This is a genomic window from Staphylococcus schweitzeri (genome assembly GCF_002902405.1).
Classification (GTDB): Bacteria; Bacillota; Bacilli; order Staphylococcales; family Staphylococcaceae; genus Staphylococcus; species Staphylococcus schweitzeri.
Genome location: NZ_PPQS01000016.1, coordinates 1 through 19,650, shown reverse-complemented (window position 1 = coordinate 19,650; position 19,650 = coordinate 1). Strand labels below are relative to the sequence as shown.

Here is a 19,650-nt window from a genome sequence, read left to right as displayed (position 1 = left end):
GTGCACCGCATGGAATTACACCGTCATGCTCATATCCTCTTCTACCAAAGTCTTGAAAGCTACTGAATAAGCCACTTTTTTCAATTATAATTGCCATCTTTATACGCTCCCAGTTCTAATTCATCCTTATTAATTGGTTTGAATTTAATATTATCGCCTAATTTTAAACGCGCGAAATTTTTTTCATTAGGATTAAAAAGAGATATTGGTGTATAACCAATGACTAGCCAATCATTAAACGTATCAGTAGTCACAATACCACACTTTTTACCTTCTAAGACAACCGAACCTGCAGGGATAAATTTTTTCTCATTACTCGTATGATTAACATATAGCTTTTTATGTAATCCAGTTAAATATGGAAAACCAGGTGAGTATCCCATCATTGAAACAAAATATTGTGATTTGGAATGTAGTTCTATAAATGATTCTAATTTCAATTTGTAGTGCTTTAATAGCGTTTCTAAATCAGGTCCATAATTTGCTCCATAAACAATAGGTATCTCTATAGATTCTTGTTGATTAAATTCATGTTTTATATTTAAATGAATAGATTCAATCAACGCTTTCATATATAGGAAAGGTGACTGGATATTATGATGTTTAATCATATCTCTTGCATCATAAACAATCATCATATCTGATTCAGAAGGTACAATTTCTATAATAAATGGATAATTTTGTTCAATTAAATATGATCGAAGTGTTAGTAAATCTTCTGTTAAACTTTTAGATACTTCTTTTTCAATTGCTACAACAATAGCTTGGTCACCTTGATTATATATTTTCATAAGTACACCTCTTCAAAATTTATACACATTGGTATGTTTACGTTATTTCTTTATTAATTAAAGAACTCATTAACGTTTTAATCACGCTTTATATATGACTTACTGATGATACAGTAAATCCATCATCCTAACAACATATGGCATAATTTCACGTATCAACGCATAGACTAGTACAAAACTAATAACAGTCGTAATCGTTGCTACTAGTCGAACAAAGTATGTTCTATTTTCAGAAAGCAATCGATTTACAATGCGATGATTTGCAATAACTAAAATTAACAATAGTAAGATATAAACAATAATCATATTGGTCCCCATTTAACATTTTTTAGCTTTCATCTTAATTTTTGGATTATTATCTCTTTAATTTTAAAGGCAAAGGTGTACAACGGCAACCTCTCGTAAACTATTTATGAGAAATAAACGTATCTCATCATTACGATATTTAACAATTAATTCATTTTTATCAAAGTCTTTCTCAGTTAGCTTGTTTTGCTCTATTAAATAAGTTCTCATACACCCTTTCAAGAAATCCCCATCATATTTTGGCGTGTACCATTTACCATTTTCTTCAATTACGATATTTCCAATATCGAATTCAAGCACTTTACCGTTCGGAGATGTCAATAATATTAAATCTGTTTCATGTTGATGATCTAAATGTTTCCGTTCTGTCGTTTTGTTATTTAAAAATATGGGTTCAACCGAATTTTGGAGTGTTTGTATCTTTGCCGTAAATGTATTTTTCTTTGGTAATTCAGAAACTATCGTTTCAAAATCACCCTGTGCATTCAAAGTGACTTTCAATCTATACTCCCCTATACGATACTTACTTGTCATTTCATTGATAATTTTATGCCATTCTTGCTCTCCGAATTGAAAGTTCAATTTTTGAGCAGAAAGTTTTAAACGCTTTGTATGATATTTAACTCTTGGTATTTGACCATTTTTAATTTTCATTGTTTCAAATAATTGCATTATAACATCTCCAAAATCTTGGTCTTTGCATAAAATTCTTTCACTTCGTCTATCGGATTCGAATCAATCGTTATACCAGCTCCAACTCCATAAACTGCTTGTCCATTTTTATATTCAATTGTACGAATTGGAATATTAAAAATCATCTTTTGGTCATCATTAGGTAATAATAATCCAATTGCACCACAATAAATGTTACGTGGTGTCGTTTCTAATTTATTAATATAGGACATTGTATTTATTTTAGGTGCACCTGTAATCGATCCACACGGAAATAGTGCTGTTAAAATTTGTAATAAATCGGTATGCGGTAATAATGTTCCGCTTACCATAGTCGTCATCTGAAATACAGTGTTATACGTCTCAATAAAAAATGGTTTATATACATTAATTGTGCCACTTTGAGAAATTCTACCTATATCGTTGCGCAGTAAATCAACAATCATTACATTTTCTGCACGATCTTTTGTTGATGCTTTCAAGGTTTCATAATTAAATTGGTCCTCTTCATTTGAAATTCCACGAGGCATTGTTCCTTTCATCGGCTTACTAATAATGATATTTTCCATACCTTGAAAATTCCCTTTTTGAAAGAATAACTCTGGTGAAATTGATGCTACTTGAACTTCATCGGTATCTAACAAAACAGTATAATTTCCGTTACCAAATTGTGTTAACTGATCATATAAAGTTGTAATTGGATAATATATTTCATCTATTAGTCGAGTTGTATAGTTTACTTGATATGTCTCACCTTCAACGATGGCTTGTTGGACACGTTTTATATTGGCTATCATATTTTCAGATGTTTCTGTAAACGAAAATTGATGTTTAGATTCATACTTTACAGATTGATTGTTATCTGAAACCAACTTTTTAACTTTTCCAAAACTATATGCTGCTGCAATTATATTGTCTAACTCTTGAAAATGAGTTGCCATTGAAGGATTAAAATACTTTGCTGCTTCATAACTTAAATATAATGCAACATAATTACCTTGCTGTTGTTGTAATTCAGCAAATTGAATTACCCTACCAACTTCATTCAAATTTGTAGCTATATTTTTAGCAACTAAATCATTCATTTGAATATGATGTTGTTCATAGTCATGTTCATTTAAATAATAGCGATAATTAAATTCTATTTTCACTATTTTCACACACCTTTGCTAGAAATAATTCAACTTGTTTATAACCATATTCACTCAATATAGATTCAGGATGATATTGTACGCCATACGTTGGGTACGATTGATGTTCTAACCCCATAATGACGTTCTCATCATTTGTGGCAGTTATAGTTAAGCATTTTGGAAACGATTGTTGTTCAGCAATTAATGAGTGGTAACGCATAACATTAAAATTTTGTGGAATATCTTTAAAAATACCCACACCTAAATGTTGCAATTGTGTTGTATGCCCATGTACAGGTCGGTGGCTATGTATTATTCTTCCCCCAAAATATGAAACGATGCATTGAAACCCTAGACACACACCTAAAATTGGAATCTGCTTATGAAAATATTTTATTACTTTATAAAGTAAAGGATAGTCATCTGGCTTACCAGGTCCAGGTGAAATAACGATTGCTTGTGGCGCTAAATTAAGCATCTGTTCAACCACAAGTGAATCAATACCTATAACCTCAACCGGTAATTTTGTTTGTGTCTTAATATAGTCTATTAAGTTATATGTAAATGAATCATTGTTATCTATGACTAGAATCATATTAAACTCCCGTTCTAATTATGTTATTTATTTTTAATATGTTATTCTTGTATCTTCAACATTGGTAGCATTGTCACTTTGCTGACCTTGATTTTAACTACTATATGGTTTATTCTAATCTTCGTACATAAATTAATATCAGAGGTTCCTAGCTGAAACCCTCTATAAAAAACTAGACACTGAAATTTCAAACTTCTGTTGGTATGCCTTATAAATTATATTATATGAGCAACCCATTTCTTTCGTCTATCTTTTATGGAGATAGGCTTTTTTTATTTTATAAGTTAAAAAGAAGCTTATCAACGTGATTAACCTCTTTATTAATTTTACAAATGATAGGAGCGATTATAATAATGCAAAGCGTATTAAATAATGAAAAAGCAATCGTCGTCTTTAGCGGTGGTCAAGACAGTACAACATGTCTATTTTATGCAAAAAAACATTTTAAAGATGTCGAACTCGTGACATTCAATTATGGACAAAGACATGATACTGAAATTGAAGTAGCAAAACAAATTGCAAATGAACAAGGAATGAAACATCATGTTTTAGATATGTCATTATTATCCCAACTCACTCCTAACGCCTTAACACAACATGATATGGAAATCACTAACAACGAAGATGGCATACCTAATACTTTTGTACCAGCAAGAAATTTACTTTTCTTATCATTTGCAGGAGCTCTTGCATATCAAATTGGTGCAAAACATATTATTACAGGTGTTTGCGAAACTGATTTTTCAGGTTATCCAGATTGTCGTGATAGTTTTATAAAATCAATGAACGTGACTTTAAGTTTAGCCATGGATAAAGATTTTGTCATCCATACCCCATTAATGTGGTTAAACAAAGCAGAGACCTGGCAGTTAAGTGACGAGCTTGGTGTTTTAGATTATATCCGTACCAATACATTAACTTGTTACAACGGTATCGTTGGAAATGGCTGTGGTGAATGTCCAGCTTGTCAATTACGTCAACGTGGTTTAAATCAATATCTTGAAAGTAAAGGAGGACTTTAAAATGTTACAACAAATATATCCAAGTACAACGCATCCATTCCAGTTCGAATTAAATAAAGACTTCAATTTTTCAGCAGCACATCATATTCCATGCGAAGAAGCTGGTATTTGTCAAAATGTTCATGGTCATACATACTTTGTTAATTTAACAATTGTTGGCGATAAACTTGATGATACAGGTTTTTTAATAAACTTTAGTCATTTAAAAAAGATGATACATGGTAAATTTGATCATCAATTATTAAATAACTTACCAGCTTTTAAAAATAAAATACCATCAACTGAAATTGTTGCTGAAACGATTTATCAAATTGTAAAAGAAAATTTAGATATTCTTGAACATCAACCTAAATGTATTCAAGTATTTGTAAGAGAAACACCAACTAGTTATGTTGTATATAGACCAAAGGAGCAGGTGTAATCCATGGCAAAGATTCCTGTACTTGAAATATTTGGACCAACAATACAAGGCGAAGGTCGAGTAATTGGTAGGAAAACAATGTTTGTAAGAACTGCTGGTTGTGATTATCGTTGTAGCTGGTGTGATTCAGCATTCACATGGGACGGTAGCGCAAAAGGCGATATAAAACTTATGACCGCAGAAGAGATATATGATGAATTAAAACGTGTCGGTGGCGAACAATTTAACCATGTCACTATTTCTGGTGGCAATCCAGCATTAATTAAAGGTATTCAAGAATTAGTAGATTTATTTCAAGATAAAGGTATTTATAGCGCATTAGAAACGCAAGGAAGTAAATTTCAACCTTGGATGACTCAAATTGATGATTTAACGATAAGTCCAAAGCCGCCAAGTTCTGCAATGACACCTGATTTAAATAAGTTAGATGAAGTTATTAAACAATGTGTTCCATCTTCATTAAACTTAAAAGTGGTTGTATTTGATGATAATGATTATGAATTCGCAAAAATGATTCATCATCGCTATCCTAACATCCCCTTTTATTTACAAGTTGGTAATCCTTATTTATCTGAAAGTGTCGATAATCATACTGCTAAATTATTAGAACGCTACGAACAATTAGTGGACTTAGTAATGCAAAGTAGCGATATGAACCATGTTTATGTGTTGCCACAGTTACACACTTTACTATGGAGCAATAAAAAAGGTGTATAAATATTAGCTGATTTTTCTTTTTATAAGTCGTATCTAATGAATAACAAAATATTAATTGATATAATAATTGATTGAAGTATAACGAACAGGAGTCTATCATGATTGTATATATATTAATTAATATTGCTATCGTCATACTTATTACTGGATTTAATTTATATCGGCATCGAATGCAGCAACTATCTTTAAGTGCTATGTTATTGTCTATTACAATCAATGCCATTATAAATACATTCATTATCGATAAATATAATTTTATTACGATATGTACTATAACTATGTTTATCATTTGGACGATGCTACAGTTTTATATCGATAAAAAATTAAAACCTGTGTATATTGCAGATCAAAAATTTATTGCCATTATATTAACGATTGTTGTCAGCTTAACACAACGTGTCACAGACTTCTCAAGTACACAATCTATATATATGTCTATACCATTTTTAGCCCCAGCCATTTTCATCGTCGGTGGTATTATGTTGTTTACTGCAACTTTCAATAATTTAGATAATGATGCTGAAAATAATAAAAAAATTAAACGACTAATGATTAAAGGACTTATTGTCATTAACATATCATTTATCGTTATGATGGTCTTAACGCCATATTGGTACTTATATTTAATCGTTTATATAATTTTCTTATTATTCTTGTTATGGCAAAAGGTATACAAATTTTAAATTAAAACGCTAAAAAACACTGCTGATTTACTGTCAAATCAGTTGTGTTTTTTATTTTATATTTTAAGTTGATTTACACACACCATCTTTCTAACAACCTATTTATTTAAATCAGGCAAATATTTTCGTTTTCAAATTATTCTTTCTTCAATATTAGTTAAGCGATATTTAAACGAAGTTAAGAATTAGTTAATGGCATATTATTTGCCTTCACTTTAAACTTAACTTATCAAATTGAAGAAATGAGGAGTTAGCATGAATACAAAATATTTTTTAGCAGTTGGTGCTGTTGCAGCTGTATTAACATTAAGCGCTTGTGGTAATTCTAATTCAAAGGATCAAGGTAATAAAACTGAACAAAAGACAAAATCAGAAGACAACAATGTTAAAACTGATAAAACAAAACACCTAACAGGTACATTCAGTTCTAAAAATGGTGAAACTGTTGAAGGTAAAGCTGAGATTAAAAATGGTAAATTAATGCTTACTAACTACAAATCATCTAAAGGCCCTGATTTATATGTTTACCTAACTAAAAATGGAGACATTAAAAATGGTAAAGAAATCGCAATGGTAGACTACGATAAAGAAAAACAAACATTTGATCTTAAAAATGTTGATTTAAGTAAATACGATGAAGTTACAATCTATTGTAAAAAAGCACACGTCATCTTTGGTGGCGCTAAATTAAAATAATCAATTTCTGAGTTACACATTTTATTAAAATCATAACATCATACTATTACATTACTAACTTTTAAAATATACATTACACACATCACACAACGGAAAGCGTATGATTTCACAGCCCCCCTAGCTCGTAGAAATCATACTTTCCTTTTTTAAACATATATACAAAATAATTCAATCCCATAAGAATTTATAGTACATAAGGCATACTTTTTTAGAGCTTGAGGATTAATTGGCTTATAACAACCATGAGCTTAACCACTTCATGTTCACATGACACTTCAAACTAGCCTATGTTGCTCAATCTTATGTTTATATAAATTACAAACACAAAAAATAGAAAGAATGTGGACACCATGAATAAATTATTGTTACTCATTACATTTATCATTCGTGTTGGTTCAGGTATTGTCATGTTAATGCAAGGCTATGAAAAATTAACAGGCGGTTTCACGTTAAAAGGCTTAGTACCAGTAATTGCAAACAATACTGATTCACCTGAATGGTATAAATGGTTTTTCGCAAATGTAGTTGCACATACGACGTCATTATTTGATATTATTGTTCCACTTGGAGAACTTGCAATTGGATTAGGTTTAATTTTTGGAGTATTTGCATATACTGCTAGTTTCTTTGGGGCCTTTGTTATGATAAATTATATCTTAGCAGATATGATATTTACGTATCCTCTTCAATTAACTTTCTTTATCCTTTTATTAATGAGCCATTCATTGTTAAAACAGATTTCACTTAAAGAAATCATTAATTACTTTAGAGGTCGTAAGAACAGAGGTGAAAAAATAGATGACCCACTTACTGATCGTGGATGATGAACAAGACATTGTAGACATTTGTCAAACCTATTTTGAATATGAAGGTTACACAGTAACAACAACAACTAGCGGTAAAGAAGCTATTTCTTTATTATCAAATGATATTGATATTATGGTGCTAGACATCATGATGCCGGAAGTTAATGGTTACGACATTGTCAAAGAAATGAAAAGGCAAAAATTAGATATTCCTTTTATCTATTTAACTGCCAAAACACAAGAACATGACACCATTTATGCATTGACTCTTGGTGCAGATGATTATGTCAAAAAACCGTTTAGTCCAAGAGAACTTGTTTTACGTGTAAATAACTTACTTACACGCATGAAGAAATATCATCATCAACCAGTTGAACAACTGTCTTTTGATGAACTTACGCTTATTAATTTAAGCAAAGTGGTGACTGTTAATGGTCACGAAGTCTCAATGCGTATTAAAGAATTTGAATTATTGTGGTATTTAGCTTCAAGAGAAAATGAAGTAATTTCAAAATCAGAGTTACTTGAAAAAGTATGGGGATATGATTATTACGAAGATGCTAATACCGTAAATGTTCATATTCATCGCATAAGAGAAAAATTAGAAAAGGAAAACTTTACAACTTATACCATCACAACTGTATGGGGATTAGGATATAAATTTGAAAGGAGCCGATAATGGTGTTATCAATTAGAAGTCAAATCATTATTGGCGTCGTATCGAGTATACTATTAACTTCAACTATTTTAGCAATTGCATACATTTTAATGTGGTTTAACGGCCATATGACACTAACTTTGACCTTAACGACAATCATTACAAGCTGTTTAACTTTGTTAATATGTAGTATTTTTATTAACCCGCTTATTCAAAAAATTAAGCAGTTTAATATTAAAACAAAGCAATTCGCTAACGGAAATTACGCAAGCAATGATAAAACGTTTAATTCACCAAAAGAAATTTATGAATTAAATCAATCTTTTAATAAAATGGCTTCTGAAATTACGCAACAGATGAATCAAATTAAATCCGAACAACAAGAAAAAACAGAACTGATTCAAAATTTAGCCCATGATTTAAAAACACCTTTAGCTAGTATCATTTCATACTCTGAAGGTTTACGTGATGGTATTATCACAAAAGATCATGAAATTAAAGAGTCATATGACATTTTGATTAAACAAGCCAACCGCTTATCAACATTATTCGATGATATGACTCATATTATCACTTTAAATACAGGTAAAACGTATCCCCCAGAATTAATACAACTAGACCAATTACTTGTATCGATATTACAACCATATGAACAACGAATGAAACATGAAAATCGCACATTAGAAGTAAATTTCTGTAGTGAAATTGATGCATTTTATCAATATCGTACCCCACTTGAGCGTATATTAACAAATTTACTTGATAATGCTTTGAAATTTTCAAATGTTGGTAGTCGCATCGATATTAATATTAGCGAGAATAAAGAACAAGATACCATTGACATTGCAATTAGTGATGAAGGTATTGGCATTTTACCGGAACTACAAGACCGTATATTTGAACGTACATTTAGAGTTGAAAATTCACGTAATACTAAGACGGGCGGTTCTGGATTAGGTTTATATATTGCTAATGAACTTGCGCAACAAAATAATGCAAAGATTAGTGTAAACAGTGATATAGATGTAGGAACTACGATGACTGTAACATTACACAAATTAGACATTACATCATAATTCGATTTATTTTTATTAATGAAAATGCAAAGACTAAAAAGAAGCTCCCATTTGAGAGCTTCTTTTTTATGCCTTTTTAGAATAAATTTTTTGTAACTCTTTCTTATTATCTTCTGCAAAAGATAGATTTGTAGCTTGAATAATATATTTTGGCCTTGCTTTAACCTCATAATAAATTCTACCTATATATTCACCAATGACACCTATTGAAATCAACTGTATTCCACCTAATAATAAAATAGCCGCAATAGTTGAAAAATACCCAGGAATATTGACACCTGAAATTAAAATATTTACAAACAAATAAATGATATATAGTACACTTATTGAAAAAATGAATAAACCTAAATAAATCATCATTCTGAGCGGTTTACTGTTAAAAGAAATCAAACCATCAATGCCATAATTAAATAATTTCTTAAACGACCATTTAGACTCACCTTTTTGTCTTTCTACATTTTGATACGTAAATACCTTTGTGTTATAACCAATCCATTCAAATAACCCTTTAGAGAATCGATTATATTCTTCAAGTGAGGCAATAGATTTAACGGCCCTCTGACTTAAAAGCCTAAAATCGCCAACACCATCATCAAATTTTACTTCCTCAACAAAACAATTGACTAATTTATAATATACATGACTCAATGTTTTACGACTTAAATTTTCGCCATTACGATCACGCTTTGCTACTACTTGATCATAACCTTCCATAAAACCTTCAACCATTTTAGGAATATATTCAGGTGGATGTTGCAAATCACAATCAATCATTATGACAGCATCAAAATCCGTACTATGCTGATATCCTGCAATCATAGCTGCTTCTTTCCCAAAATTTCTACTAAAAGAAATGAAACTGACATGGCTATCTATTGACGCTAAATCTTGCATTTGATCAATTGTAGTATCAGTGCTTCCATCATCTATAAAAAGCATATTATAATCATAACCTTTTACATGACTATCTCGTGCAAGTATCTCAGTTAATTGTTGATGTGTTTGTGTAATGACTTCCCCTTCATTAAAACAAGGAATGACAACTCTAATTTTCATCTATGTCCATCCTTTATATTTTAAAGATTTTGTCTGTACTAAAGTAAAACTTAATGGCTTATAATAATTCTTCCATTTATTTTATAGTACACATTAAAAGGCACTCATAAACGTAAAATCTAATATTTGATTATTTTAAATCACCTATTTTAACATCATCTGGATCTTTACCTTGTCTTGCATTTCTATTTAAAGCGTCAATTTCAGCCACTTCAGTTAGATCTAAATTAAAATCAAATAAATCTATATTTTCACGAATACGTTTTGAAGTTTGCGATTTCGGAATTATAAGTCTATTATGAGCTAAATGCCAACGTAAAACGATTTGTGCTGGTGTCTTTTCATATTTTTCAGCAAGTTTAATAATGACTGGATCATCAAGTAATCCTCTATTTCTCATTAATGGCATCCATGCTGTCACTTTAATATCATGACAGTCACAAAAGTCTTGAACATCTTGCTGATTGAAATAAGGATGTACTTCAATTTGGTTCACCATAGGTACAACATGTGTTTCAGACATCAATTTTTCCAAATGATGTTGTTTAAAATTACATACACCTATTGCTTTTATTTTACCTTGTTCATAAAGTTCTTCCATCGCTTTATATGTCTCCACAAACAACCCATCTTCTTCACATGGCCAATGTATTAGAAATAAATCAAGATAATCCGTTTGCAAATTTTCAATCGATTTATTGAAATATTCGAATGTTTTCTCATAGCCTTGATAGTCATTCCACAATTTTGTTGTTATAAATAAGTCTTCGCGGGCTACATCACTATTTTTTAATGCGCTTCCTAGTGATGATTCATTACCATAAAAAAATGCTGTATCAAAAGCACGATATCCTGCATTAATCGCAGCATTAACTACTTCCGTCATATCTTCATCCGATATTTTATAAACGCCTAAACCAACTGATGGCATTGGATAACCATTATTTAAAATTTGTACATCATTCTCCATTTTTTATATCTCTCCATTCTATGTATCATTTATACTTTTACATTACCCTAATTTTTTTATCAAACTCAATTAATTAGTTTTCTCTTATTCCTTTAAAATAGGCACTACTACCTTATTTGATTTTCTATAGTTTATTATTTTAAACTTTTAGTATAAATACTATTTTAAATAAAAATAACCAACCAAAAATGATTCATATCATTCTTAGTTGGTATAGTAATTAATTCTTATTCTGACTTGTCATCTTCATCAGTATCTCCAATTGTTGGTCGAGCTTGATTATATTCATAGTTTAAGATCACCCAAATGATTTGATGATTATCAATTTCTGAAATAACCCAACGATCGTATGTTGTATCGACAAAATCATCTTTTTGTAAATTCGTATTGCGCGATTGCAGCCATCCGCCTATTGTATCGATATCTTCTGAATCTTCAAATTTAATACCAAAGTCTTCTGTTAAATCATCCAATAAAACTCTACCATTTACTTGATATGTCTTATCATCTATTTTAACAATATCATTTACTTCATCATCATCAAATTCATCTCGAATTTCGCCGACAATTTCTTCTAAAATATCTTCCATTGTTAAAATACCTGCCGTACCACCGTATTCATCTATAATAAGACTCATATGCACATGTTCACGTTGCATACGTATTAAGGCATCACTAATACGTGTTGTTTCTGAAATCATCGGTAATTCGTGAATATAGTTGGCGATTTTAATCGTCTTTCCAGAAGCATATTCAGTCAAAAATTCTTTTACGTTAATAAATCCTTTTATATGGTCCTTATCGCCATCTTCAGTAATTGGATAGCGCGTAAATTGATGTTCTTTTATCGTATCTAATAATTCATCAACATTAAAAGGCTCATTTAAAGTAATCATTTGTGTTCTAGGTACCATAATATCTTTTGCATGTCTTTCATCGAATGAAAAGATATTTTGCATATATGCCAATTCAGTTTGGTTGATTTCTCCACCATTATAACTATTATTGATAATAATTTTGATTTCTTCTTCTGACATTGCATCTGTTTGTGCATCAGGATTTACACCAAACATTCTAATGATCACACGTGCTGAACCATTCATTAACCAAATCAATGGTTTCATTATGTTACCAAAATAGAATAGTGGTCTAGCATATATTAAAGCAAGCTTTTCAGTATGTTGAATCGCTATAGATTTAGGTGCTAACTCACCAAGTACCACATGTAAATACGTCACAATAATAAACGATACTGCAAACGAGATTGTTGTAGTTAAAGCAGTAGGTAAATTAATCGCTTCAAATACTGGGTGTAATAATTTTTCGAAAGTTGGTTCCCCCAGCCAACCTAAACCTAAAGATGTTACCGTAATACCTAATTGACATGCAGACAGATAATAATCTAGATTAGCTATCATTTTCTTTACAATTTTAGCAGGTTTATTACCTTCATCTGCTAACTGTTCAATTCTTGTTGCTCTAATTTTTACTAATGCAAATTCTGAACCAACAAAGACTGTGGTTAATGCAATTAATAGAATAAATATAATCAAACTAATTATGGTCGAAGTTTCCAATTAATTCCCTATTTCTAGGGATTCACCTCCATGTTATATGTGTCACTCATGGGTAACACGTATTCAAACTTATCTCTATGACTTAAATTACAACTACATGTTATCGCCTTCCCATTTAGACACCCCCAGAAAAAAATGTTATTGCTTCTATTCTATCATAATATAAAGTACTTATGTTAACAGATTAAATCTGTTGTATGCATTTAATTATGTTTATATTTTAGCTATATGAATGAACCTTACCTTGCTTAATTGTATACTGAACATTTATTTCATCATCAACAATAACGATATCTGCATCTTTTTCAACTTTAATACTACCCTTTCTATCATCTATTCCAAGTGCTATTGCTTGATTCAAACTTGTTACACGCCATAAATTTTCTAATGTATCTCCTGTAAACGATATTAAGTTACGCAAGCCATGATTCATTTTTAAAATACTTCCCGCCAGCGCACCACTTTCAAGACGAGCTTGTTGAGATTGAACAAAAACTTTTTGACCACCTAAATCATATTCACCTTCTGGCATACCTTTAGCACGCATTGCATCCGTAATTAAATAAAAACGTTCATTACCTTTCAAACGATAAGCAATTGCCACTGATGCTGGATGTGAATGCGTACCATCAACAATCATTTCGGTGTGTAAAGCATCATTCAACCATGCTGCTCCAAACACCCCCGGTTCCCTATGTTTGAATCCTGTTGCTGCATTGTATAAATGTGTAACATGTTTCGCACCATGCTCAACAGCTTCGACTGCTTCTTCGTATGTAGCGACTGTATGACCAATTGAAAAAATAATGCTATCTTTAAACGTTTCAAGCGCTTCTTTTGCACCTTCAACTTCAGGTGCAAACGTCATAATCTTGATTAATCCGTTAGCGGTATTTTGAAAATGCTTAATTTTATCTATATATGGTCGAACGACAAATTGAGGATGTTGTGCACCTACTTTATTTTCAGATATAAATGGACCTTCTAAGTGAATACCTACGATTTCAGCTGCATTATTAATATCTTGTTGCGCTTCATATTTCGCTATATTTAAAAGTGCTTGGTCAATTTTATCTGTTGATTGTGTCATAGTTGTTGCCAAATATGACGTCGTACCTTCAGAAAGTAAGTTTTCAGACAAATATTTTAATCCATTGAATGATCCATCCATAGCATCTTGCCCATAACCACCATGGATATGTATATCTATAAATCCTGGTAATACATGATGTCCTTGTACATCTATAACTTGAATTTTATTAGTTGTATCATTCACGATATTTTCTACATTATCGACTTCTCCAACTGATACAATACGCCCATCTTTAATATGGACATAACCTTTATCGATCGTTACATCTTCAGTGTAAATTTTGCCGTTATATATAATTAATTCTGACACGTATGAACCCTTCTTTTTATTTAAATTTTCATCATAAGACAATCATATTTTACTATATCTATAACATTTGGCATAACTTTTTGCAGAATTTTAAAAATTTCTATACATTCATGATATGTTTTACAAAATGACGTAAATTAATTTCTCCGTCACTCTAAAACATCTCATCTTTTTAAAAATTTTTATTTAAATAGAAAAAGCACTTTCATATCAATTCATAAAATGAACCAATCGAAAGTGCTATTATTATAATTTTAAACTAAAACCAATCTTATATGATACATTTCAATGACTTCTTTAGCCTTGCATGAGTATCATCATATTAGTCGGAAACCTATAAAGTAAATGAAATTATTCATCCATTGATTTTGAAGCTTCGATTTCTGTTTCTGTCAATTTAGGTTTAATAAAACCGTATATAAGTGCTGAGACAAGTGTACCTACTACAAGTGCAATAAGTGTTTGTAGTAAGTGTGCACCATCCGTACCAACAATTACAATAATACCTCCATGTGGCGCAGTAATTCGAGAACCTAAGCCTAAAGCGATAGCGCCCCCTATACCTGAACCAATCATCATTGAAGGAATAACACGTAATGGATCAGCAGCCGCAAATGGAATCGCACCTTCTGTAATAAATGACATACCCATCACATAGTTAGGAATGATTGAACCACGTTGTTCTTTTGTAAATTTACGTCTGAAAATTAACATCGCTGTCGCAATTGCTAACGGTGGGATCATACCACCAATCATTGCAGCTGTAATTGGTGCTGCATTACCTTCAATCAACGCCCCTGTCGCAAATACATATGCCGCTTTATTGAATGGGCCTCCCATATCAATCGCCATCATAGCACCGATAACTAATCCTAATAGAACTATATTTGAACCTGATAAATTATTTAATCCATCTAATAACAAATGATTTAACCAAGATGCCGGTGGATTAAAGACATAAATCATCAATAATCCTGTTGCAGTAACTGTTAATAGTGGGTAAATTAATGTCGGCTTTAATCCTTCTAATGCTTGCGGTAACTTACGTGTCATGGCTTTAACACCTTGCGTTAAGTAACCTGCTAAGAAACCAGCAATAATACCACCAATAAATCCTGAACCACCTGAAATTGCTAACATACCACCTACAAGACCTGATGCAAAACCAGGTTTATCCGCAATACTACGTGCAATGAATCCAGATAAAATTGGAATGATTAATACAAAAGCACTTTTACTACCAATATTCCAAAGTTGTTCTGCAAACGCGTTATAATCTGCACTGTCCGGTTTAAATGAGTTCGCACCAAATAAGAACACGATTGCCATTAAAATACCACCAGAAATAACAAGTGGTAACATGTTAGAAACACCATTCATTAAGTGTTTATAGAATGCTTTACCTGGGCTTAATTTTTCTTGATTGTCATTTGAATTACCTTTTCTTTGACCATCACGAGCAACAAAAGGTTTACGACTTGTATCTAATGCTTTATTAATTAATTCTTCTGGTCGTTTAATACCATCTGCTACTGGTACTTCTACAACATTTTTACCATCAAATCGATCAGTCTCAACATGAACATCTGCAGCAACAATGATACCTGTTGCATTTTCAATATCTTGTTCAGTTAAATGGTTTTTAATACCGCTTGAACCATTCGTTTCAACTTTAATTTTAATGCCCATTTTGTCCGCTTGCTTTTTCAATGCGTCACGTGCCATGTAAGTATGTGCAATACCTGTTGGGCATGCTGTAACAGCTAAAACATATGGTTCATTCGATTCTTTAGTTACTTGTTCTGAAGCTTCAACTTGTTGCGCTTCAGCTTCTGCCTCTTCTTCTTTTGTCGCTTCATCATCAGCATGATCAATAATTGCTAACACTTCTTCTGGAGATGATGCATGCAATAACTTTTCACGTACATTTTCATCCATCAAAATACCTGATAATTTAGCTAAAGCATCTAAATGTGTTTGTGCGCCACCTTCAGGAGCTGCTATCATAAAGAATAAATGTGCAGGTTGCATATCTAAACTTTGATAATCTACACCAGCTTTTGATTTACCAAATGCTATTGCTGGAGATTTAACTGCAGCTACTTTCGCATGTGGAATAGCAATACCTTCACCGATACCAGTAGTACTTTGTGATTCTCGATTGTGAATCGCTTCTTTGAATGCTGCGACATCACTTAACTTACCAGCTTTATCTAATTGATTGACTAATTCATCAATGACACCATTTTTATCATTTGCCATTAAATCCATTGCTATTGTATCTTTAGTTAATAACTCTGTTACTCTCATTTCATTCACTCCCCATCAAGTACGCTAATCGTAACTTGTGATTTTATTTTTTCTATAGCATCTCGCGTCGCTAAGTCCTCGTCAAATGCAGTCGCAGTGCCACATGCTACCGCTTGTTGGAATGATGTTTCAATCGTTAAACCTGAAGCAATTCCCGCTACCATACCTGCAACAGTGCTATCTCCTGAGCCAACTGTATTAACCACTTTCCCTTGTGGATTTACAGCTTTAATACTTTTTTCTTTATCAATATAAATCGCACCATCACCACCGAGAGAAACGATAACAGATTGTGCGCCTTTATCTACTAATTGACGTCCATATTTAATGACGTCAGCATCTGATTTCACAGTCATATTAAACATCTCTTCTAATTCATCCTTATTAGGTTTAATAAATAACGGATGATAAGGTAAAACGCTTTCAGCCAATGATTTTTCAGCATCAACAACTAGTTTAGCTCCAGTATTTTCTGTAATTTGTGCAATTTGTGCATAAGCATCACTAGGTATACTACCCGGTACACTTCCTGCAACGATAACAATGTCATCACTTGTCGTACTTTTAATTTGACTTAAAAGTTGCTCGAATTGTGCTGAAGTAATATGAGGACCTGGTGCATTAATTTCTGTTTCTTGTCCCGTTTTTAATTTCACATTAATACGCGTATCTTCACCTACTTCAATGAAACTTGCTTGAATTTCACTGTTATTTAATGTGTCGATTATAAATTTCCCAGGAAATCCTCCTGCAAATCCTAAGGCAGTTGATTCAACATCCAATGTTTTTAAGACACGTGAGACGTTTATACCTTTTCCTCCAGCGAATTTATATGTTGCTGTTGCTCTGTTCAAACCATCAATTTTAAAGTCATCAGTGAAAATGACATAATCAATTGAAGGGTTAAATGTAACTGTATAAATCATAAAGTCCCTCCTATAAAATGATACTTATGTTGGTATTCTTTTAACGCTTGATGATTTAATGCTTTTTCAGATGTGATGATTGCAGTATTTTCTAACATTGGTACACGAGCAAAATATACTTTATTAAACTTAGAGTGATCGATAAGTACATACGACTTGTTAGCTAACGACATTGCCGTTTGTTTCACTAGAGCTTCTTGCTCATCAGGCGTAGTTAATCCAAGTTCAAAATCTAAACCATTCATACCGATAAACGCCTTATCAAAACAATAACGTCTTAATATTTCCATTGCACTAGAACCAATAGTTGCCAGTGTATTTTCTTTAACTTGACCACCTAGCATAATTGTTTTTATTCCCTTTTTTAGTAATGCTTCTACATGAGTTAAACCATTTGTTACAACAATAATGTCTTTTGCTTGAATGTATTGAATAAGCTCTAACGTAGATGAACCAGCATCAATAAACAAACATTCGTTGTCATTAATTTGAACCGCTGCTAACTTAGCAATCTTTTTCTTTTCATCTAGATTGGTAGTTAACTTTTCAGTTAAATTTGCTTCGACCATACGATTCTCTTTTAACATAGCACCACCATGAACACGTTGTAATTTACCTAATTGTTGTAATTTTGATAAATCTCTTCGAATAGTTGAAGCACTGCAACCCGTTCTATCAATTAATTCTTGCAATGTTAAAAAATCTTTATGCGAAAGCTCCTCTAATATTAACTCGTGTCTCTTTTCAGTAATCATCATCATCACCCCATCTCACTTTGTATTATAATGAGTACGCTTTCACATTTCAATCATAAATTACCAAAAACAATCACAAACAATCAAAATGTGACGATAAAATTACAATATTATTACCTTTTACACTATATAATTTGAATATCCCCTATTATAATCATTAAAAGACCAATAAAAAAACTCAACAAAATCGTTGAGTTTCATCTATTAATCAATCGCTATTTAATTTGCATAATTACGTTGTTTAATCATGAACAACCGAGCCAATTTTAGCTTTAGTAATACTTATCAAATCGTCAACAGCAATTGTTATTTGCATCGTACGAAGTCCTCCACTTACACTAATAAATTCATACTGTTCACTTGATGCGTCAATGACTGTTGGAAACAATTGTTTCATACCTATTGGTGAACAACCACCACGTATATATCCAGTTACATTTTTCAAATTTTCTAAAGGCATAAGATTCAATTTCTTTTCATCAACAATCGCAGCTGCCTTTTTCATATCTAACGTCTTATTAACTGGAATTACAAAGACAAAATGCTCATGTTTCGCATTTTCTAGTACCAGAGTTTTAAATACCGTTTCAACATTTTCTTTAATAATCTTGGCAACTTCTTCCCCAGATAAATGTTCCTCTGGTACTTCGAAACTATGTACATCGTATTTAACTTTAGCTCGGTCAAGCATTCTCATTGCATTAGTTTTCTTATTCTTAGCCATTTCAACACCTCATAAATACTATTTCAAAAACTATCATAACACTTTCACAAGTAGCATAAATTGATAAGTTTTTGTCATTCATTTTTATCTCTGTCATTTCATCTAAAATAAAAAACAGTCTGGGACATAAATCCCTAAAAAAACAGCAGTATGATAATTTTCAATTAGAAAATATCTTGCTGCTGTTCTCTATTTATACAATACTTCGTATTGAATGGCTTCGCTTTCCTAGGGTGCCGTCTCAGCCTCGGTCTTCGACTGGCACTGCTCCCTCAGGAGTCTCGCCATTAATACTACGTAATAACATGACCCAACTTACACTACCAATAGAAACTTCTGTTAGAATTCATCAAA

The 19,650-nt window shown here is 31.7% G+C and carries 21 protein-coding genes and 1 pseudogene; 8 read left to right on the top strand and 14 right to left on the bottom strand.

Annotated features, from left to right (window positions below; genetic code table 11):
* From CD116_RS13820 to CD116_RS03705, 6 genes and pseudogenes are all read right to left on the bottom strand, one after another.
* A pseudogene (locus CD116_RS13820) lies at positions 1-85 on the bottom strand (hypothetical protein); the annotation flags it as partial.
* A complete protein-coding gene (locus CD116_RS03725) occupies positions 81-791 on the bottom strand; it encodes a 5-oxoprolinase subunit B family protein (RefSeq protein ID WP_047426975.1) in 711 nt (236 codons plus the stop codon). The pseudogene CD116_RS13820 and the gene CD116_RS03725, both read right to left, overlap by 5 nt.
* A gap of 99 nt (positions 792-890) precedes the next feature.
* Positions 891-1,097: a hypothetical protein gene (locus tag CD116_RS03720; protein ID WP_047530940.1), complete on the bottom strand. Its 207-nt coding sequence runs from the start codon at positions 1,095-1,097 to the stop codon at positions 891-893.
* Positions 1,098-1,160: 63 nt separating this feature from the next.
* Complete coding sequence (locus CD116_RS03715; protein WP_047551086.1) at positions 1,161-1,769, bottom strand: aminotransferase class IV; 609 nt, start codon at positions 1,767-1,769, stop codon at positions 1,161-1,163.
* Entirely contained in the window at positions 1,769-2,920 is a 1,152-nt protein-coding gene (locus CD116_RS03710; protein WP_047551083.1) for a chorismate-binding protein, read from the bottom strand. Before CD116_RS03710 ends, CD116_RS03715 begins: the two co-directional genes overlap by 1 nt.
* Positions 2,904-3,497 carry an anthranilate synthase component II gene (locus tag CD116_RS03705; protein ID WP_047530936.1) on the bottom strand — a complete coding sequence of 198 codons (594 nt, stop codon included), beginning with the start codon at positions 3,495-3,497 and terminating at the stop codon, positions 2,904-2,906. Before CD116_RS03705 ends, CD116_RS03710 begins: the two co-directional genes overlap by 17 nt.
* Before the next feature lie 353 nt (positions 3,498-3,850).
* On the opposite strand from CD116_RS03705, the gene queC reads away from it, so the two are divergent.
* The 8 genes from queC to saeS all read left to right on the top strand — a co-directional run bounded on the left by queC (position 3,851) and on the right by saeS (position 9,576).
* Positions 3,851-4,519 (top strand): 7-cyano-7-deazaguanine synthase QueC, encoded by a 669-nt coding sequence (gene queC, locus CD116_RS03700; RefSeq protein WP_047530934.1) that lies wholly within the window; start codon positions 3,851-3,853, stop codon positions 4,517-4,519.
* 1 nt (position 4,520) lies between these two features.
* Complete coding sequence (gene queD / locus CD116_RS03695) at positions 4,521-4,940, top strand: 6-carboxytetrahydropterin synthase QueD (RefSeq protein ID WP_047426961.1); 420 nt, start codon at positions 4,521-4,523, stop codon at positions 4,938-4,940.
* A gap of 3 nt (positions 4,941-4,943) precedes the next feature.
* Entirely contained in the window at positions 4,944-5,657 is a 714-nt protein-coding gene (queE, locus tag CD116_RS03690; protein ID WP_047426958.1) for a 7-carboxy-7-deazaguanine synthase QueE, read from the top strand.
* 98 nt (positions 5,658-5,755) lie between these two features.
* Positions 5,756-6,340, top strand: a complete 585-nt coding sequence (locus tag CD116_RS03685; protein WP_047426955.1) for a hypothetical protein — start codon at positions 5,756-5,758, stop codon at positions 6,338-6,340.
* 255 nt (positions 6,341-6,595) lie between these two features.
* Positions 6,596-7,036, top strand: coding sequence for a DM13 domain-containing protein (locus tag CD116_RS03680; RefSeq protein ID WP_047530927.1), 441 nt, complete (start codon positions 6,596-6,598; stop codon positions 7,034-7,036).
* 350 nt (positions 7,037-7,386) lie between these two features.
* Positions 7,387-7,860: a DoxX family membrane protein gene (locus CD116_RS03675; protein ID WP_001037800.1), complete on the top strand. Its 474-nt coding sequence runs from the start codon at positions 7,387-7,389 to the stop codon at positions 7,858-7,860.
* A complete protein-coding gene (gene saeR / locus CD116_RS03670; RefSeq protein WP_047530924.1) occupies positions 7,835-8,521 on the top strand; it encodes a response regulator transcription factor SaeR in 687 nt (228 codons plus the stop codon). Before CD116_RS03675 ends, saeR begins: the two co-directional genes overlap by 26 nt.
* On the top strand, positions 8,521-9,576 hold the full coding sequence (gene saeS, locus CD116_RS03665) for a two-component system sensor histidine kinase SaeS (protein WP_000244419.1): 1,056 nt from the start codon (positions 8,521-8,523) through the stop codon (positions 9,574-9,576). Before saeR ends, saeS begins: the two co-directional genes overlap by 1 nt.
* 66 nt (positions 9,577-9,642) lie before the next feature.
* Here saeS and CD116_RS03660 read toward each other — a convergent pair whose 3' ends face one another.
* The 8 genes from CD116_RS03660 to ybaK all read right to left on the bottom strand — a co-directional run bounded on the left by CD116_RS03660 (position 9,643) and on the right by ybaK (position 19,296).
* Positions 9,643-10,632 carry a glycosyltransferase family 2 protein gene (locus tag CD116_RS03660; RefSeq protein WP_047551080.1) on the bottom strand — a complete coding sequence of 330 codons (990 nt, stop codon included), beginning with the start codon at positions 10,630-10,632 and terminating at the stop codon, positions 9,643-9,645.
* Positions 10,633-10,762: 130 nt separating this feature from the next.
* Positions 10,763-11,602, bottom strand: a complete 840-nt coding sequence (locus tag CD116_RS03655; protein WP_047551077.1) for an aldo/keto reductase — start codon at positions 11,600-11,602, stop codon at positions 10,763-10,765.
* A gap of 227 nt (positions 11,603-11,829) precedes the next feature.
* A complete protein-coding gene (locus CD116_RS03650) occupies positions 11,830-13,179 on the bottom strand; it encodes a hemolysin family protein (protein ID WP_047551074.1) in 1,350 nt (449 codons plus the stop codon).
* A 220-nt stretch (positions 13,180-13,399) separates the two neighbouring features.
* A complete protein-coding gene (gene nagA, locus CD116_RS03645; RefSeq protein WP_047551071.1) occupies positions 13,400-14,581 on the bottom strand; it encodes an N-acetylglucosamine-6-phosphate deacetylase in 1,182 nt (393 codons plus the stop codon).
* A 351-nt stretch (positions 14,582-14,932) separates the two neighbouring features.
* A complete protein-coding gene (locus tag CD116_RS03640) occupies positions 14,933-16,891 on the bottom strand; it encodes a PTS fructose transporter subunit IIABC (protein WP_047530917.1) in 1,959 nt (652 codons plus the stop codon).
* Between the two features lie 5 nt (positions 16,892-16,896).
* Entirely contained in the window at positions 16,897-17,817 is a 921-nt protein-coding gene (gene pfkB, locus CD116_RS03635; RefSeq protein WP_047551068.1) for a 1-phosphofructokinase, read from the bottom strand.
* On the bottom strand, positions 17,814-18,578 hold the full coding sequence (locus CD116_RS03630; protein WP_078101783.1) for a DeoR/GlpR family DNA-binding transcription regulator: 765 nt from the start codon (positions 18,576-18,578) through the stop codon (positions 17,814-17,816). Before CD116_RS03630 ends, pfkB begins: the two co-directional genes overlap by 4 nt.
* Positions 18,579-18,813: 235 nt before the next feature.
* Entirely contained in the window at positions 18,814-19,296 is a 483-nt protein-coding gene (ybaK, locus tag CD116_RS03625) for a Cys-tRNA(Pro) deacylase (RefSeq protein ID WP_047551061.1), read from the bottom strand.
* Between the last annotated feature and the right edge of the window lie 354 nt (positions 19,297-19,650).

Bases quoted from the DNA above. Each gene is read 5' to 3' on its own strand.
- pfkB (WP_047551068.1), bottom strand. From the start codon at position 17,817: ATGATTTATACAGTTACATTTAACCCTTCAATTGATTATGTCATTTTC.
- CD116_RS03720 (WP_047530940.1), bottom strand. From the start codon at position 1,097: ATGATTATTGTTTATATCTTACTATTGTTAATTTTAGTTATTGCAAAT.
- queE (WP_047426958.1), top strand. From the start codon at position 4,944: ATGGCAAAGATTCCTGTACTTGAAATATTTGGACCAACAATACAAGGC.
- CD116_RS03655 (WP_047551077.1), bottom strand. From the start codon at position 11,602: ATGGAGAATGATGTACAAATTTTAAATAATGGTTATCCAATGCCATCA.
- queD (WP_047426961.1), top strand. From the start codon at position 4,521: ATGTTACAACAAATATATCCAAGTACAACGCATCCATTCCAGTTCGAA.
- CD116_RS03685 (WP_047426955.1), top strand. From the start codon at position 5,756: ATGATTGTATATATATTAATTAATATTGCTATCGTCATACTTATTACT.
- CD116_RS03715 (WP_047551086.1), bottom strand. From the start codon at position 1,769: ATGCAATTATTTGAAACAATGAAAATTAAAAATGGTCAAATACCAAGA.
- saeS (WP_000244419.1), top strand. From the start codon at position 8,521: ATGGTGTTATCAATTAGAAGTCAAATCATTATTGGCGTCGTATCGAGT.
- CD116_RS03640 (WP_047530917.1), bottom strand. From the start codon at position 16,891: ATGAGAGTAACAGAGTTATTAACTAAAGATACAATAGCAATGGATTTA.
- CD116_RS03630 (WP_078101783.1), bottom strand. From the start codon at position 18,578: ATGATGATGATTACTGAAAAGAGACACGAGTTAATATTAGAGGAGCTT.
- CD116_RS03725 (WP_047426975.1), bottom strand. From the start codon at position 791: ATGAAAATATATAATCAAGGTGACCAAGCTATTGTTGTAGCAATTGAA.
- CD116_RS03675 (WP_001037800.1), top strand. From the start codon at position 7,387: ATGAATAAATTATTGTTACTCATTACATTTATCATTCGTGTTGGTTCA.
- CD116_RS03660 (WP_047551080.1), bottom strand. From the start codon at position 10,632: ATGAAAATTAGAGTTGTCATTCCTTGTTTTAATGAAGGGGAAGTCATT.
- ybaK (WP_047551061.1), bottom strand. From the start codon at position 19,296: ATGGCTAAGAATAAGAAAACTAATGCAATGAGAATGCTTGACCGAGCT.
- saeR (WP_047530924.1), top strand. From the start codon at position 7,835: ATGACCCACTTACTGATCGTGGATGATGAACAAGACATTGTAGACATT.
- CD116_RS03705 (WP_047530936.1), bottom strand. From the start codon at position 3,497: ATGATTCTAGTCATAGATAACAATGATTCATTTACATATAACTTAATA.
- queC (WP_047530934.1), top strand. From the start codon at position 3,851: ATGCAAAGCGTATTAAATAATGAAAAAGCAATCGTCGTCTTTAGCGGT.
- CD116_RS03680 (WP_047530927.1), top strand. From the start codon at position 6,596: ATGAATACAAAATATTTTTTAGCAGTTGGTGCTGTTGCAGCTGTATTA.